This is a genomic window from Nostoc sp. DSM 114160 (assembly GCF_053470305.1).
Window position 1 is genome coordinate 1,735,064 of record NZ_JBPFGO010000001.1, and the last position, 15,981, is coordinate 1,751,044.

The 15,981-nt window shown below is 42.1% G+C and carries 13 protein-coding genes, 1 tRNA gene, 4 pseudogenes and 1 other annotated feature; of the genes and pseudogenes, 6 read left to right on the top strand and 12 right to left on the bottom strand.

Annotated elements, in window-relative coordinates; genetic code table 11:
* Positions 1-248: 248 nt before the first annotated feature.
* Positions 249-920 (top strand): annotated as a pseudogene (locus NSTCB13_RS08000) (Rpn family recombination-promoting nuclease/putative transposase); the annotation flags it as partial.
* Between the two features lie 228 nt (positions 921-1,148).
* Here the strand turns inward: NSTCB13_RS08000 and NSTCB13_RS08005 are convergent.
* The 3 genes from NSTCB13_RS08005 to NSTCB13_RS08015 form a co-directional block, all read right to left on the bottom strand.
* The gene (locus tag NSTCB13_RS08005; protein WP_322686256.1) at positions 1,149-1,394 is read right to left on the bottom strand and encodes a hypothetical protein; all 246 of its coding nucleotides are present in this window, start codon (positions 1,392-1,394) and stop codon (positions 1,149-1,151) included.
* A gap of 385 nt (positions 1,395-1,779) precedes the next feature.
* Entirely contained in the window at positions 1,780-2,334 is a 555-nt protein-coding gene (locus NSTCB13_RS08010; RefSeq protein ID WP_322686257.1) for a phosphate-starvation-inducible PsiE family protein, read from the bottom strand.
* 179 nt (positions 2,335-2,513) lie between these two features.
* Positions 2,514-3,422 carry a tetratricopeptide repeat protein gene (locus NSTCB13_RS08015; RefSeq protein ID WP_448271908.1) on the bottom strand — a complete coding sequence of 303 codons (909 nt, stop codon included), beginning with the start codon at positions 3,420-3,422 and terminating at the stop codon, positions 2,514-2,516.
* 409 nt (positions 3,423-3,831) lie between these two features.
* Between NSTCB13_RS08015 and NSTCB13_RS08020 the strand changes: the two genes are divergently transcribed.
* Positions 3,832-5,880: an elongation factor G gene (locus NSTCB13_RS08020; protein ID WP_448271909.1), complete on the top strand. Its 2,049-nt coding sequence runs from the start codon at positions 3,832-3,834 to the stop codon at positions 5,878-5,880.
* A gap of 342 nt (positions 5,881-6,222) precedes the next feature.
* Complete coding sequence (locus NSTCB13_RS08025) at positions 6,223-7,119, top strand: SPFH domain-containing protein (protein WP_448271910.1); 897 nt, start codon at positions 6,223-6,225, stop codon at positions 7,117-7,119.
* A 223-nt stretch (positions 7,120-7,342) separates the two neighbouring features.
* Here NSTCB13_RS08025 and NSTCB13_RS08030 read toward each other — a convergent pair whose 3' ends face one another.
* Positions 7,343-7,813: a hypothetical protein gene (locus NSTCB13_RS08030; protein WP_448271911.1), complete on the bottom strand. Its 471-nt coding sequence runs from the start codon at positions 7,811-7,813 to the stop codon at positions 7,343-7,345.
* A gap of 188 nt (positions 7,814-8,001) precedes the next feature.
* Between NSTCB13_RS08030 and NSTCB13_RS08035 the strand changes: the two genes are divergently transcribed.
* Positions 8,002-8,652, top strand: coding sequence for a Uma2 family endonuclease (locus NSTCB13_RS08035; RefSeq protein WP_445629079.1), 651 nt, complete (start codon positions 8,002-8,004; stop codon positions 8,650-8,652).
* A 262-nt stretch (positions 8,653-8,914) separates the two neighbouring features.
* Here the strand turns inward: NSTCB13_RS08035 and rplL are convergent, their stop codons facing one another.
* The 8 genes and pseudogenes from rplL to rplS all read right to left on the bottom strand — a co-directional run bounded on the left by rplL (position 8,915) and on the right by rplS (position 13,195).
* Positions 8,915-9,307, bottom strand: coding sequence for a 50S ribosomal protein L7/L12 (gene rplL / locus NSTCB13_RS08040; protein ID WP_445629080.1), 393 nt, complete (start codon positions 9,305-9,307; stop codon positions 8,915-8,917).
* A 93-nt stretch (positions 9,308-9,400) separates the two neighbouring features.
* The gene (gene rplJ / locus NSTCB13_RS08045) at positions 9,401-9,985 is read right to left on the bottom strand and encodes a 50S ribosomal protein L10 (RefSeq protein ID WP_448269222.1); all 585 of its coding nucleotides are present in this window, start codon (positions 9,983-9,985) and stop codon (positions 9,401-9,403) included.
* A 63-nt stretch (positions 9,986-10,048) separates the two neighbouring features.
* Positions 10,049-10,215: a sequence feature (ribosomal protein L10 leader region), on the bottom strand.
* A gap of 77 nt (positions 10,216-10,292) precedes the next feature.
* Positions 10,293-11,007 (bottom strand): annotated as a pseudogene (gene rplA / locus NSTCB13_RS08050) (50S ribosomal protein L1).
* A gap of 116 nt (positions 11,008-11,123) precedes the next feature.
* Entirely contained in the window at positions 11,124-11,549 is a 426-nt protein-coding gene (rplK, locus tag NSTCB13_RS08055; RefSeq protein WP_094348918.1) for a 50S ribosomal protein L11, read from the bottom strand.
* Between the two features lie 6 nt (positions 11,550-11,555).
* Positions 11,556-12,198, bottom strand: a pseudogene (nusG, locus tag NSTCB13_RS08060) (transcription termination/antitermination protein NusG).
* Positions 12,198-12,419 (bottom strand): preprotein translocase subunit SecE, encoded by a 222-nt coding sequence (gene secE / locus NSTCB13_RS08065; RefSeq protein ID WP_292734334.1) that lies wholly within the window; start codon positions 12,417-12,419, stop codon positions 12,198-12,200. The pseudogene nusG and the gene secE overlap by 1 nt, the downstream one beginning before the upstream one ends.
* Before the next feature lie 188 nt (positions 12,420-12,607).
* Positions 12,608-12,680: transfer RNA gene (locus NSTCB13_RS08070), tRNA-Trp, on the bottom strand.
* A gap of 152 nt (positions 12,681-12,832) precedes the next feature.
* Positions 12,833-13,195, bottom strand: a complete 363-nt coding sequence (gene rplS / locus NSTCB13_RS08075; RefSeq protein ID WP_322671078.1) for a 50S ribosomal protein L19 — start codon at positions 13,193-13,195, stop codon at positions 12,833-12,835.
* A 152-nt stretch (positions 13,196-13,347) separates the two neighbouring features.
* Between rplS and NSTCB13_RS08080 the strand changes: the two genes are divergently transcribed.
* Positions 13,348-14,406 (top strand): glycosyltransferase family 2 protein, encoded by a 1,059-nt coding sequence (locus NSTCB13_RS08080; protein WP_448271912.1) that lies wholly within the window; start codon positions 13,348-13,350, stop codon positions 14,404-14,406.
* Between the two features lie 400 nt (positions 14,407-14,806).
* Positions 14,807-15,866 (top strand): annotated as a pseudogene (locus NSTCB13_RS08085) (glycosyltransferase family 4 protein).
* Positions 15,867-15,981 lie beyond the last annotated feature (115 nt).

The window sequence follows — 15,981 nt, forward strand, 5'->3', positions numbered from 1 at the left end:
GAATCGTTGCCAGAAGAATATAACCTCGACTATCAAGACTCGCGAGAATATCCTGATTGGGGCTGAATGAGACAAAACGGAATTTTGACTAATGACTGATGATTATGTAATAGTCATTAGAAATAGGTTTTGTTTGTAAACTAAGCAGTATTTAAAACCGTGGGGGATGAGTAGGGATACTCATCCCCCCAACTTTTGGGAATGTCCCCATTCCCCTTTCCCCAAATGTCTAGAGTGAAGTTCAGTTTCAATTAGACGCAAATTTTTATAGACGCTTCTTTGCCGAAATCTTTCTTTACTTGCGTCAAAACGAATCAGTCAATTTTTGGCGTGCAGTTGTTATCTATCCGCAACGAAGTTTAGATCCAAACGATCGGCTACCATATCAGCTGCTGCTAGACAGTTCACAAGTACAACGTATTTATCTAGATGAATTAAATTCGACAGATAACTCACTTCAAGTTGCGATCGTTAAATTAATTATCGAAAGAGAAGAGACAGCCGTTGACAAAGGTAGAGAATTGATCTTACAAGCGAGGCAACAACTGGCAGATGAATCTACCAGCAAGCAAATTGTAGAATTGATAGAGACTATTCTGTTGTACAAATTTACCCGGTTAAGCCGAGAGGAGTTAGCAGAAATGTTGGGTATAGACGACGAATTCAAAAAAACACGGATGTATCAATCAATCAAGGAAGATGGCTTAGAAGAAGGTCGCCAGGAAGGTCGCCAGGAAGGTCGCCAGGAAGGTCGCCAGGAAGGTCGCCAGGAAGGTCGCCAGGAAGGTCGCCAGGAAGGTCGCCAGGAAGCTAAGTTAGAAGCTATTCCCCGATTGCTGGCATTGGGATTGAGTGTAGAGCAAGTGGCGGTGGCTCTCGATTTAACGGTGGCGCAAGTAGAGCAAGCAGCCCAGGATTAGTCTATCGAATAGTGGGCGGTGCTTGCGTCTAATTTAATCAGCAAGTGCGACGCCGATAGCGTACTCCTTTCCTGCGGAACGCTACGCGAACAAAGAAGCAAGCTACGCTTTTAGTGTCTCGTAGAGAGCGTCATAGCCTGTTTTAAACATCGCCTCTTTTGGTTTTAGCTAAACTAAACTAGAAGCGATGTCTACGACGGGCTTACGCCTACGAACTCAAAACCTGGGTTACATCTTACCGTGTTGCAGCACTTGTTGTAGATGTTGGCGAATCTCTTGTGCGTGTTCAATATCAGATTGCCGCAATTTTTGGAACAACTCTACACAAGGTTGAGAACCTACTTGTTCTGCATCTTTGATGTATGTATCGTAAGCTTTAACAGCTTCAGCCTTGTTGTGCAAAACGGTGATAAAATCATACTCCAAGTCGCTAATCGCTGTTTGAGATTGTCCGTTACCTGTATTTGTAGCCATTGCTTGAACCTCTTTTAGAATTTCTAATTAACGTTATATTCACCTTTAAAGAGCGATTCATCTTCCAAAAAGAGTATATTTCAATACGTCGGAAGTACCTTGCAAAAGTAGGTTATACCCTTTTAGATTTCAGAGCCATCCAAGTTCCTGATATAGTCTCAAACAAAAGAGTGGAGAGTAGGAAAATACTTTTTCACCACTCTCCACTAGTAATCCACCAAGTGAACTTGGCGGGATAAAGGAGAAGGGGGAAGGGGTAAAGGGTTTAAATCCCAAACCCAGTACCCTTTCTCCTTTCCCCAGTCCTCACTTAGCATTTTTGGGTTGACAGACTACTAGAGACACGATGAATCGCGTCTCTCCCACTCCCCATTTTCATAACAATTTATCCAAGGGGTTGATTCTCATCACATTGACGTGAATACTGTAATTCCAATTCGTTTTGGCGTTCTCTACCTCCCCTATACACAACCGGACAAAACTTAGTATTAGCACTCATACAATCCATGTGTGGTGTTTTAGCGCATACCACGAGTAGTCCACCCAAAACAAATAACAAACCACAAATTGCAAGCGTATTAACCCAAGAAATTTCCAGCGCTCCGTGAACCACTACCTCTCGCAGTAAAGATACTATTGTTACCTCAACTGCCACTCCTACAGAGATACTATGTTCTTGCAAATAGACCATTAATAGTCGAAATAACTCGACTAAAATCAACACAAATAGTATTTTTGCAGTCACATGTTTATAGTCTAGTGGCTGCATGAGGGCGATAGCTATCCCCCACAATTGGATTAGCATAACGGCGAACAAACCCAAACACAAAACAATCACTATTAGGTCTTGAAAGGCTTCCATGTTGCGAACAATTGATTGCCGATCGAGCCAGCGATCGCTAAATAAAAATCGACTTTTCTGGCGCTTTTGCATGTACATTTTTCCAATCGGGACTAGTTCAGACAACACCAGCGAGTCAACCCAATAGTTTTATGTTATGCAATATTAAGTTTTTGTGCCTCAGCGAGGTTGGTAATTTATCAGTCATTGGTCATTGGTCATTGGTTTTAGACAAAGGACAAATAACTAATGACTAATGACTAATGACAATTTACTATTCATTTTAAATTTTGTGCTTGTTGTAACAATTGCTCCGCATTTTTCGCCCACTGGGGATTTTTTTGAGCATTGTATAAATCTCTAGCAAATTGCAATACTTGTACTGCATCGCCATATTGCTGTAACTGGATAAAAACTAACCCAGCACCATAATAAGCATTGGGATAGTTAGAGTTAGCTTCAGCCGATTTTCTAAACGCCTCTAATGCTTCTTGTAATTTACTTTGCTGAAAAAAAATTGAGCCGAGATTGTAGTAAGCTTCTGGATACTTGGGATTAATCTTCAATGCCTGATAAAATGCACTTCTGGCTGGGTCGAGTTTACCTTGTTGGAGATAACACATCCCTATATGGTAAGGAGGCTCTGGTGCATTTTTGCTATATTCTACAGCTTTTTTAAAAGATGCGATCGCTTGCTTACAATCTCGTTGCTGTTCTCGTACTAACCCCAAGTTATAGTGGGCAAATCCGAGTTTGGGATCGAGTTCTAAGGCGCGTTGCAAGTAATCATTAGCTAACTTTAAATTATTGCCTTCTAACAACGCTCCACCTAAATTAGCAAAAGCTGGAGCAAATTTCGGATCGGCTTGCGTCGCCCGATAAAATGCATCCGCAGAGGGTTGTAATTGTCCCGTTTGTCGATACGCTAACCCCAGATTATAGTGCGCTGGTGCCAATGCCGGATCTAATTTAGCAGCTTGTTTAAAAGCTGCGATCGCATCTTGTACCTTTCCCGCCTGAATTGCTTGTAAGCCTTGGTTTAACCAGTCTACGGCAGTTTTAGGATTAGATTGTGCCAACTTTGAGGCGACAGGAGGAGATAGAGCAAGAGAGGGAGAGGAAATACTCATAATCAGCATCAAACTTACTAACTTTGCTATGCGATATTTAAAGAATGATAATCTCATTGATTTTCTGACTCGCAACACTTTTAGTTAAATTTACTTGATAAAAAGTTTTTTACAAAAGTTTTTGATTTGGGATAAAAATTTGCGATCCTTAATTTTTCTTAAGCTAAATCTTACGACAGGCTACAATTTTTTTAACTTTCGATTAAAGGGAGGATAATAACGAATTAAAGAAGGGATAATTTTGACTCCAGAGAACCATTTTGTTCAAATAGAATTCAGGAGTCAGGAGCCAGAATTCAGTTGGAATTCTGTACGACTGGCAAAGAAATAAATCGGTTTAAGACGCTTGCGGACTTGCTACTGTCAAGATTTATGAATCCTGAATTCAGAATAGCTGGATTCTTCTTTAACCCTTGATATATACAGAATCATGCGGTTATAAAAAACTTACCGCAAGGGAGGTTTTATGAACGAAAAAGTAAAATCGGGTTCGCGGAACGTTGCAATTGTTGGGCCTTATTTAAGTGGAAAAACCACTTTACTAGAAAGCTTGTTATTTGTCACAGGGGCAATTTCCCGCAAAGGCAGTGTTAAGGACAGCAATACAGTGGGAGATAGTGCTGCCGAGTCGCGCGATCGCCATATGAGTGTAGAAGTCAGCGCCGCTAGCACTGAGTATAACGATATTCGCTTCACCTTTATTGACTGCCCAGGAAGCGTAGAATTTGCCCAAGAAACTTACAATGCTTTAATTGGAGTCGATGCAGCAATTGTAGTTTGCGAACCCATCCGCGAACGAGTCCTCACCCTCGCTCCACTATTTAAATTCCTGGACGATTGGGAAATTCCCCACCTCGTCTTCGTCAACAAAATGGATCGGGCAAATATTCACGTCCTAGAAACGTTGCACGCCCTGAAAGCAGTATCTAGCCGTCCCCTGGTAGCGCATCAATATCCCATCATGAACGGGGAACAACTCACCGGTTTTATCGATATGGTGAGCGAACAGGCATATAAATATCATCCAGGCGCACCAGCTGACCCCATCCCCTTCCCCGAAAGTTTAAAAGAAGAAGAACATATCGCACGGGCAGAAATGCTCGAAGCTTTAGCAAATTTTGACGACCATTTACTCGAAGAACTTTTAGAAGACATCGAACCACCCCAAGAGGAAATCCTTAAAGATTTAAAAATGGAATTGGGTGCAGATTTAGTAGTGCCCGTTTTCTTTGGTGTGGCAGAACAAGATTATGGTGTTAGACCTCTATTAGAAGCCTTGTTACGAGAAGCCCCCGAACCAGAAACCACAGCAGAACGTCGTTTAAAAAACATCAAAGGGGATACAGCTTTAGCGCAGGTATTAAAAACTTACTACACTCCCCAAGGTGGCAAACTCTCTCTGGTGCGTGTTTGGCGTGGCAAATTAACTGATGGCATTGTCCTCAATGGCATTCGCACTGGGGGAATTTACCGCCTCATGGGACAGCAACAGCAGTCAGTTAACCAAGTTAATGCTGGTGAAATTGTTGCATTGAGCCGTTTAGAAGGAATTAAGACAGGCGATACAATCTCTATAGAACAACAGTCGGCAATCAAATTACCCAAAGCTGTAGAGTTGGAACCAGTGTATGCTCTGGCTATTACACCAGAAAAGCGCAACGATGAAGTTAAACTCAGCAGTGCCATCACCAAGTTATTAGAAGAAGACTGCTCACTTGCTTGGGAACAACACGGCGATACCCACGAAGTTATTCTTTGGGGTCAAGGCGAGATTCATTTACAAGTCGCCCTAGACAGACTGCGCCGCAAATATAATTTGCCAATGACAACCCACTTACCACAAGTGCCTTACAAAGAAACCATCCGCAAAATAGTGGCTTCAGTTCATGGGCGCTACAAACACCAAAGCGGTGGTCACGGACAGTTTGGTGATGTTTTTCTCGAAATCAAGCCCCTACCACGCGGAACAGGTTTTAACTTTAATGAAACTATTGTCGGTGGCGTGGTTCCTAAACAGTACATTCCTGGCGTAGAAATGGGCGTGCGGGAATTTTTGACACACGGGCCTTTAGGCTTCCCAATAGTTGATGTGGCAGTAACTCTGACTAATGGTTCCTATCACAACGTTGATAGTTCCGAACAAGCCTTTAAGCAAGCTGCCCGATTGGCAATGCAAACGGGGATACCCCAAGCAGAACCTACCCTGTTAGAACCAATTCTGCGGGTAGATGTTACCACACCGAGCGAATTTACCTCCAAAGTGCTGCAACTGTTGAGTGGTAGACGGGGGCAAATTTTAGGCTATGAGGGCAGAAACGATTGGCAAGGCTGGGATAACGTCTCTGCATACTTGCCACAAGCAGAGATGCAAAATTTTATTGTAGAGCTGCGATCGCTCACTCTCGGCGTTGGTTCCTTCCACTGGGAATACGACCATCTCCAGGAAGTACCAGAAAAGCTTGCTGAACGTGTCATTCACAGCAATGGCAATGGTAGTAACGGCAACGGCAAGTAATACCAATTTGAAAAAGTAATGCGACAAATAGACCATTTGTAGAGACGCGATGCATCGCAATTTGTAGAGACGCGATTCATCGCGTCTTTACCCAAGGATGTGTTGCAAATTGAATTGGTATAATTTTTGATTTTGAATTAATTGTAGAGTAGCGCAGGCAATGCCTGCCGCCGGCATCGCTCCAAAGCTAAGATTCCTGACTTCTGAGAAAAGTCGGGAATCTTTTTTAATCTGTAAAAAGATTTGTAAACCTCTAACTTGTCTGAAATGATATGAATTTCATAAAAGCGTTTGGGAATTATGTGATTAAGCAAATTCGTCTTAACTACACACAAAAAACTCATGGGCTTTATAGTCTCTCTTGTAACTAGCCTAATTACAATCCTCGTTTATCTCAATACAGATAAAATATCTAGTGAAAGGTCACGTTTAGTAATACGCACAATTATGATATTGATTGGCAGTATTGCAGTACTAAATTCTTTTTCTAGACTTTTGGTGATTGTCCCACCTGGTAATGTCGGTGTCGTCAATTTCTTTGGTGAGGTTTCCGAAACTACTCTTAATCCTGGTGTCCACTTGCTTAACCCCTTTAGCAAGGTGCTGAATTTTTCTACTCGCCTTAAGGATATAAAGGAAAATGTCGATGCAACATCCCAAGAAGGTTTGAGCCTAAATCTTGATGTCAGTCTTCAGTACAAGCTCGATCCGCAAAAGGCAGCTACAGTATATAAAACAATTGGAACTGATGAAACTCAACTGGTAATTTCCAGATTCCGCTCTACAGTCCGCGCCATCACGGCAAATTACCCAGCCAATGCTATTTACTCTACCAAACGCCAAGAAATCGCCCAAAAAATTGACCAACAACTTACCCAAGAGATACCAGCTTTGGGTTTCATCGTTGAGGAAGCTCTTTTACGAAACATCAAAATGCCTGATACTCTACAAGCTGCAATTCAAAATAAACTCAAGACAGAGCAAGAAAATCAGCAGATGAAATTTGTTTTAGAGAAAGAGCGTCAAGAGGCAGAACGAAAGCTGATTGAAGCGCGAGGTATAGCTGATTCCCAAAAAATTCTCTCAAATGGACTTAGCAACCAAGTGCTGCAATTACGAGCGATTGAAGCCACAGAAAAGCTAGCTCAATCTAATAATTCTAAGCTGGTAATTATTGGTTCTGAAAAAGGCGCAGTGCCTATTATGATCCAGCCAGAAACAGGAACCTCAAAGCCCTAAAATTTTCTGATCGGGTCAATGGCTTGACATAATTTTAATTGTATGAATTATACACTATACATTATTTGCAACGTTCACTCTTGGCGTTGGTTCTTTCCACCGAAAATATGACCATCTCTAGTGTGTCGGAAAAGGTTGCTGAACGAGTTATTCATAGAAGGGGCAGGTAATTTTAGATTGATTTCAAATCAAAGCCATGCACTTAAAGGTGCAAGGCTTTTTGTTAATTAATATTTAATAGGTTTTGAACGTGCTGTTGAAACGTTAATCCTTCTATATTCCACCGTTCTTGGAATCCTTGTATATTTTTCAACTTTATTGCTTTTCCATTGGGAGGGAAATTAATATCATAACCAAATACTGTATTCTTATCTGGAGGATGATCCCAATTATCCGTCATCCAAACTACTTGGACAATCCGATAAATATTAAATTCATCTCCAGCATTTTTGTCAGGATAAAGTTGATTGTTCAGCATTTGAACAATGTGGGTTACTTTGCTACGTTGTCTTAAAATTATCAGTTCACCTTCTTGTGGGGTTTTGGCATTTAGTTCGTCTCTCTTTTCTAAATTTCTCCAATGTAAAGCAAAAATATTTAAGTCTGGATATATAGTATCTATGTTTTTATAAGCCCAAATTTCACCATCTATAGGTGTTACGTTTTTAGTCCAAATTAACCCATTTAAATCCATAACTATTTTTCAACCTTGTTCTAATAGAGAAGCTACAGTTATAGCTTTCCCTAAAATATCACTAAAGTCACAAAACTTCGTTTTTGCACATATCAGAAATAAAAGATTTGATGTTTCAAGATTATTTTTTGCTAGGATAGTTACATCTTGGCTTTTACAATCTAAACCTGAAATTTGAATGGGAAGTAATGGTAACACTTCAATTGCGACAATTAAGTGTTCCGCCGGGACATAGAGTAATACTCCACGATGTTAGCTGGCAAGAATTTGAGGCAATTTTAGAAGAACTTGGCGACCATCGAGCCACTCGATTGGCTTACAGCCAGGGAACTTTGGAGATGAGAATGCCATTACCCAAGCATGAAAAAGCCAAAGTTATCATTGGGGATTTGGTGAAAATTCTGTTGGAAGAGTTAGAAATTGACTGTGAAACATTTGGCTCAACCACTTTCAAACGTGAAGATATGGCTTTTGTTGTAGAGCCTGATGATTCTTTCTACATTCAAAATCATGCTCAAATGATTGGTAAAGAGCGAATAGACTTGAGGGTTGACCCGCCACCTGACCTTGCAATTGAAGTTGATGTGACTTCCAAAACTCAACTGGATGCCTACGAAGCATTAGGAGTTCCTGAACTGTGGCGATATGAAAATGGCAAGCTACAAATTAATATTCTTCAGGATGGCAAATACATTGAGTCTGAAATTAGTTCTAATTTTCCCAACTTGCCCATTGTTAAAGAAATTCCCCAGTTTGTCGAACAGAGCCGAACTTTAGGTAGAAGTCCAACGCTTAAAGCATTTCGTCAATGGGTAAGAAAGCAAATCAACCCAACTTAATATAACCCTTATTCTTTTTACAACAAATGAGCGTTGTAATACTTAATAGTATTTTTATATGCCAATACAGTTCAGTTAAGCATCTCTTTCTTCTCTCTGCGTACTCTGCGCCTTGGCGGTTCGTTAAAAAATTGACTTTGGTAACAGACTTTTAGCCTTAACTGAACCGTATTGTTTTATATGCAACAGAAAACTTTGCGGTTCTAGAAAAAAAGGAGCCTAACTTAGGCTCCTTAATAAAAAAGTGGTAATAGAATTGTGACTACTTGATAGTTACCTTACCACCAGCTTCTTCGATGCGCTTCTTAGCATCTTCAGCAGCATCCTTAGCAACACCTTCTTTAACTGCCTTGGGCGCAGCTTCCACCAAGTCTTTAGCTTCTTTCAGACCCAAACCGGTCAATTCGCGGACAATCTTCAACACGGCAATTTTCTTATCAGCTGGGACTGATTCGAGAACCACTTCAAACTCAGTTTGCTCTTCTACGGCTTCAGGAGCCGCAGCAGCAGCAGCACCAGGGCCTGCGAACGATACACCAACAGGTGCAGCAGCACTTACACCAAAAGCTTCTTCAATTTGCTTGACTAACTCAGAAGCTTCCAGCAAAGAAAGACCTTTTAGTTGTTCTAAAATTTGATCGGTTGCAGCAGACATTGATATAACTCCTGTAATTTTGATTATTTATTTGTCATCGGTCATTGGTCTTTGACTATAGACTTTTGACTTTTGACTGATGAACCACGAAGTCTATTCAGCAGCAGTTTCAGTGCTACTATCTTGGACAGCAGCAGTTTCGGTACTACCACCACTTTGCTCTTGGTCGGCCACAGCCTGCAAAGCACGAGCCAGCGAACCAGGAACTTCGTTGATACCCACAGCAATCTTGGTAGCCAAAGCGTTGATAGCCCCAGCAATTTGGGCGATGAGTTGTTCCTTAGATGGCAAGTCTCCTAGTACCTTGACATCAGGTTCTTTGAGTAGGCGACCTTCCAGTACACCACCGCGAAGTTCTGTCTTCTTGGTGACTTTTTGGAATTCTTGGTATGCCTTAATTGCCGATGAAAAATCATCTTTTACCAGCAAAAAGGCGGAAGAACCATTGAGCAATTCTGACAAAGGCTGCCATTTTTCATCGTCTTTGATAGCAATGCCCATTAAGGTGTTCTTTGTCACCTTACAAACAGTGCCACTGGGACGTAACCGCCGCCGTAAGTCTGTGATTTCTGAAACTGTTAGCCCCTGATAATCAATTACCAGTGCCAGAGTTGACTCACTCAAAGTTTCTTTGAGGTCAGCTACTATTTCTTGTTTATTTTCTAGTGTTCTACCCATTCCAATCTCACCTCCTTAAAACAATCGGGGAAGTGCCCTAGTTGTGTGTTTTTTCTCAACCTGAACCCAAACAACAAACCCCAGCTAATATAGCCGGGGTTGGTAGTAAGACTCTTGACGCCATAGTTATCACACCTTTGTGGGTGGTAATTCTGACAATTAGAGTTTTAACCTCGGCAGGATATTAAGTTATTAGCACCTGCTGTCTCCGGCTTTGCCTATTTAATTTAGTCATTTGTCATTCGTCCTTTGTTCTTTGCCCTTTGCCTTTACAAATGACAAATGACTAAGAACTAATGACTAAAAATTAAGCTGCTTGGCTCAGTTTCAAATCTCGTAGGGCACTGATATCAACTTTAATTGATGGCCCCATTGTGGCTGACACATAAAATGTGCGCCAATAACGACCTTTAGCTCCTGAAGGACGATTGCGGTCAATCGTTTCCTGCAATGCCTTTAGGTTAACTAACAAATCTTCAGGCGAGAAGGTTGTCTTACCAAACATAACATGGACAATACCAGTTCGGTCAGCTCGGAATTCTAATTTACCTGCTTTGAATTCTGCGATCGCACTTGCTAAGTCAAATGTTACAGTTCCACCCTTGGGCGATGGCATCAAACCACGCGGGTCCAAGCAACTTACCCAGCTTTGCCACCTGTGGCATCACATCGGGTGTGGCAATCAGTTTGTCAAAATCCAGTCTACCTTTCTGGATTTCGTCAATCAGTTCTTCTGAACCAACTAAATCAGCACCAGCACTGCTAGCTTCATTTACCTTTTCGCCTCTGGCTATCACCGCCACCCGAACGATTTGTCCTGTACCTTTGGGCAGTGCTACCGTTGTCCGCAACTGTTGGTCTGTATACTTGGGGTCAATTCCCAACCGGATATGCGCTTCCGCAGCTTCGGTAAATTTAGCTGTTGCTGTGTCTTTGAGAAGGGCTAAAGCCTCTAGGGGTTGATAGTCCTTATCTTCTACTTTTGCTTGCAGACCCTGCAAACGACGTGATATTTTTGCCATTTTTTTCTCCTGGGGTAATTCCGAAGCCTCGCCTCTCCCCCGATAATTTTTGGTTATTTGTCCTTTGTCATTTGTCCTTCGTCACTTACCAATGACTAATGACCAATGACTAATGACTAATCCGTAACTGTTACACCCATATTTTTAGCCGTTCCTGCTACAATCTTCATTGCCGCGTCTATGTCGTTGGCATTGAGGTCAGGGAGTTTGGTTTGGGCTATTTCTTGCAATTGTGCTTTGGTAATTGACCCAACTTTCTTTTTGTTGGGTTCATTTGAGCCTTTTTCAACTTTCGCCGCCTTCCGAATCAGTACTGATGCGGGTGGCGTTTTGAGTACGAATGTAAAACTCCGGTCTTCAAAAACCGAAATTTCTACAGGTATCACCATTCCAGCTTGGTCTGCTGTTTTGGCGTTGTACTCTTTACAAAACATCATGATGTTGACACCATGTTGACCCAAGGCGGGACCAACTGGCGGTGCTGGGTTGGCTTTTCCAGCATTCAGGGCCAGTTTAATGACCGCCACTACTTTCTTCGCCATTTGTATTTAACTCTGTTTCTCTACCTGATTAAATTCCAATTCTACTGGTGTATCCCTGCCGAAAATTGAGAGCAAGGCTTTAAGTTTACTCCGTTCTGGAGAGACTTCAATTACCTCACCTTCAAAGTCTTTAAATGGACCAGAAAGCACCATTATCTTATCACCAGTAGCCATGTCAATTTTGACTACAGCTTCTTGTTCGCTGGTTTGTTTGAATATACGTTCAACTTCTGAAGAACTCAGTGGTATGGGGTTGACATGACCACGACCCCTTGCTGCTACCACGTTTTTGTTCTGAACCAACAAAGTTAATTACATGAGAGGTGTTGCGTACCACCTGCCAAGTATCATCATCCATCATCATCCGCACCAGCACATAACCAGGGAAAACTTTTTCTTCTGTATGCTGGCGACTGCCATCTTTACGGATTTTCACCGCTGGCGTCTGCGGAATTTCTACCTGGATAATTTTGTCAGCTACATCAAAAGTTTGAATGCGTTGCTCTAAGTTAGTCTTTACACGCTTTTCACAGCCTGAAGCTACTTGTACTGCATACCAGCGTGCTTCTTTTGATGCTGCTTCTGCTGCTTCTGCTGTTTCTTCTGACTGCAACGTTGAGTTGCGTGGTTCATCTGTTGCAAAACTCATTAGAACACCTGTTTTGCTGCCCAATGAAACAATCCATCGACCAAGTATATCAAAGATGCGGAGAGTGCCACCATTAACAATACAGCGGCGGATTCGCTCACTATCTGTTTCCGACTGGGCCAAACTACTTTTTCAAGTTCTTCTTTGGTTCCCTGGATGAAGTTGCCAAAGCTAAACCCATTTGTGGTTTCTGGCAATTCTGCTTCACTTTTTTTGGCCACGACCGTTTATCCCCCGTTTCTTATACTAGATCCTGTTTAATTGTCATCTAGGTTTGCAGTTTCGACTCTATTTTACTTACTGGAAGCAAAACAACTGCAAATACAATAAGTTTACCCGAAATTATTAGCGCTAACTGCTATATTAGCAGATGCGTAATTATTTCGGGCTTTGTTTTTTTGCTCTTGAGCGCGCCCTGGAGGACTTGAACCCCCGACATCAGGTTTTGGAGACCTGCGTTCTACCAACTGAACTAAGAGCGCACAAGCTGTTTTTGATTCAGTGATTGCGCTGAACTAAATTTCAGTTTAACGCAATATGCGATTTATATCATACCTTAATTTTGCCCTTAAAACAAGTCAGCGGCAGATGCCGCTTGCAGCTTGAGATTTCTCCCATACTTTTCAAGGACGAATCACAAAGGGCGGTCAAACCGTTGCTTGATTCGGGTTGCTTTACCTACGCGATCGCGGAGATAATACAGTTTAGCACGTCGGACTTTACCGCGACGTAACACTTTAATGCTGTCAATTCGGGGAGAATGCAACAGAAATACCCGCTCAACGCCCACGCCTTGAAAAACCTTACGAACTGTAATAGTTTCGTTGATGCCGCCATTGCGCTTGGCAATCACAACTCCCTCGTAGGGTTGCACGCGGTATTTTTCGCCTTCCTTGATTTTCACTCCCACTTTTACAGTGTCACCCACATAAATGTCGGGCACATTCGATTTTATCTGTTCCGCTTCAATGGAGCGGATAATCTCTTGAGCGTTCATAGTCTTTCTGTCTGCTTAAAAAAACTCACGATCATCAATGATAAATCGATAATCCTATTTCAGTCTACTTGTTAGGATTGATAATTGTACTGATACAACAGCTTAAAGATCGAAGCTATATTGCAGAATGCCGTACTACAAAGGAAAAATTTATGAGATTTAGTATCGTCATCAGTACTTATAATCGCTTGAATTTGCTGAAAAGAGCAATTAATTCGGCTCGTAACCAAACAATCGCGTGCGAGGTGGTTGTTGCTGACGATTGTTCTGATGATGACACCCAAACCTATCTCAAAAGCTTAGGGGATAAGGTTGTTTACCATCGTAACGAAGTAAACCTTGGTCATGCAGCAACGGTAAATGCTGGAGTTGCCAAAGCTAGCGGCGACTGGATTAAGTTTTTAGATGATGATGACTATTTAGCGCCTAACTGCATAGAAGAGATGGCAAAGGCGATCGCCCTTCGTCCCGATGCTGTAATCTGCTCTTGTGTGGCGGCTCAGGTGGATGGCAATGAAGTTGAACTCTCTCGCACCCCCCAAGTTGGCCCCGGTTTAGCTTTTTATATCCCCCAAGCCGATATTCATTACGGGATGCTTTTAGAGCTTGTACCCTTTGGCACACCTGTGCAAGTAGCTTGTCGACGTGATGCTTTCCTCCAAAGTGGCGGTTGGGACTCCACACTCGATGCTAACTGTGATGACATCGATTCCTGGATTCGGATTGCTCAGTTTGGCGATGCTATTTTCTTCAACCAGTGTCTTGCCTACCGCACTATTTGGCCGGGTGCGTATAATCAGAAGTTTTCTTTGTCTCGGCGGTTGGCGACAAATATTTTAATGAAGGAAAAAATTTACGCCCTGGTAAATGAGCAACATCGCTCAAAGATTCCTGTCTTTCAGGATATAAAAAATTACCTAAGACTCCATTGGATTTTAGTTGCACTGAAGCAAAAAAATCTCAAGAGTTTTCTTTCAATGATAGATCCATCTATACTTTCTCCTCGGTCTTGGAAGTTTTTACTAACTGCTATTTCATCACGCCGCTCTCAGGGAAACAATTCTCAGGTTCGTAAACTTGTATTGATTGAGTTTTACTATGATGTCTGGCAAAATGCCCAGAATAAAAGCGCCAGTCTTCAGAATTTAGAATTAGATTCTATGCCACTGGTGGACTTGCCCATGAGCGCCCAGTCGAACTCTCAGTACTAGATGAGGACGTTACTAGCTTGAGTTGCTTCAATCTGGATGGAGTACTTGAAACTCAAAAATAAAAAGACTTTTATTCTCTGTTTTGACTGCTGTGTGAAATGGGATTTATATATCTGCTGTGATGTACTAGAGTTCGATACCAGGGTATTGAGAAATAGAAAATAAGGCTGTAGCGACTTGAAATAACATATTCAAAATTTTGAAGTTTTACCCCGATTTATCGAGCCGTTACTGAATAAGTCTTTAAGCTAAGTAACTGGTTAGAAGCGCTCTTCATCAGTAGAAAGTGGTCAATTTTACGCACTACTGACTACTTTTTAGTTGTCGCTGAAGACCTCAAAAATTATGTTGATTTCTATTCAGTTACTTATCCTTATTTTTTATACACATTTCACAGCTTATGCGAATCATACATATTTTGAACCACGTTCAAGAAATAGGTAACGGTATTGTGAATGTGGCTGTGGATATGGCTTGTCTACAGGCAAAATCTGGTTATGAGGTAGCGGTTGTTTCTGCTGGTGGAGAATACGAGGCTTTACTAGATATTTGTGGTGTCAAACATTACCACTTAGACCAAAGCAGGAAACCGCTAAATACGATTAAAGCAGCTATACGTTACCGAGCGATCGCAGCTGAATTTCAGCCGGATATTGTTCATGCTCACATGATGACGGGGGTAATATTAGCACGCATTTTTAAGGGACGCAAATATGCTTTAGTTTCTACAGTCCACAATGAATTTCAGCGTGCTAGCTTGCTGATGGGTTTAGCTGACAGAGTAATTGCTGTCAGTCAGGCTGTATGTGATTCTATGATTAGGCGTGGTATTCCAGAACATAAGTTGCGGGTGGTATGTAACGGAACTTTAGGCAGTCCTCGCACCCGACAAATCCAAGATTATCAACCTTTACCATTACAGCATCCAGCGATCGCCACTGTCGCCGGGATGTATCAACGCAAGGGAATTGCTGAGTTAATTGCTGCCTTTGAACAAATTGCCTCAGATTTTCCCCAAGCCCATCTTTATTTGGTAGGAAATGGCCCTGATAAACAGCTATTTGAAGCACAGGCACAAGCAACTTCTGTAAAAGAGCGCATTCATTTTGAAGGCTTCCAACCAGAACCTCAACGCTATCTGATATCTTGTGACATATTTGTGCTGGCTTCTCACCGCGATCCGTGCCCTTTGGTGCTTTCGGAAGCTAGAGAAACTGGAATTGCGATCGTTGGCACTCAGGTAGACGGGATTCCTGAAGCTTTAGACAACGGGCGAGCAGGGTCTTTTAGTGCCAGCAAAAGATAGTCATGCTTTAGCTGGGGTTTTAGTGCAATTACTGAGTAATGCCGAGATGCTGCAAGAATGGAAACAGCGGGCAAAGAAAAACTTAGACAGGTTAAGTGTTGCCCGCGTTCATCAGGAAACAATGACAGTGTATCGTGAGTTAATTACAGAATGAGGGCAGGGGCACAAGAGGCAGAGGTGCGGAGGGGCAGAGGTGCAAAGGTGCAGGGGGAAAAATTTACTACAACTTCTCCCCTGCTCCCCTGCTCCCTTGCTCCCTTGCTTCTTCC

Coding starts and splice junctions, on each gene's coding strand:
- NSTCB13_RS08005 (WP_322686256.1), bottom strand. CDS start 1,394: ATGGCTACAAATACAGGTAACGGACAATCTCAAACAGCGATTAGCGAC.
- NSTCB13_RS08010 (WP_322686257.1), bottom strand. CDS start 2,334: ATGTACATGCAAAAGCGCCAGAAAAGTCGATTTTTATTTAGCGATCGC.
- NSTCB13_RS08015 (WP_448271908.1), bottom strand. CDS start 3,422: ATGAGATTATCATTCTTTAAATATCGCATAGCAAAGTTAGTAAGTTTG.
- NSTCB13_RS08020 (WP_448271909.1), top strand. CDS start 3,832: ATGAACGAAAAAGTAAAATCGGGTTCGCGGAACGTTGCAATTGTTGGG.
- NSTCB13_RS08025 (WP_448271910.1), top strand. CDS start 6,223: ATGGGCTTTATAGTCTCTCTTGTAACTAGCCTAATTACAATCCTCGTT.
- NSTCB13_RS08030 (WP_448271911.1), bottom strand. CDS start 7,813: ATGGATTTAAATGGGTTAATTTGGACTAAAAACGTAACACCTATAGAT.
- NSTCB13_RS08035 (WP_445629079.1), top strand. CDS start 8,002: ATGGTAACACTTCAATTGCGACAATTAAGTGTTCCGCCGGGACATAGA.
- rplL (WP_445629080.1), bottom strand. CDS start 9,307: ATGTCTGCTGCAACCGATCAAATTTTAGAACAACTAAAAGGTCTTTCT.
- rplJ (WP_448269222.1), bottom strand. CDS start 9,985: ATGGGTAGAACACTAGAAAATAAACAAGAAATAGTAGCTGACCTCAAA.
- rplK (WP_094348918.1), bottom strand. CDS start 11,549: ATGGCGAAGAAAGTAGTGGCGGTCATTAAACTGGCCCTGAATGCTGGA.
- rplS (WP_322671078.1), bottom strand. CDS start 13,195: ATGAACGCTCAAGAGATTATCCGCTCCATTGAAGCGGAACAGATAAAA.
- NSTCB13_RS08080 (WP_448271912.1), top strand. CDS start 13,348: ATGAGATTTAGTATCGTCATCAGTACTTATAATCGCTTGAATTTGCTG.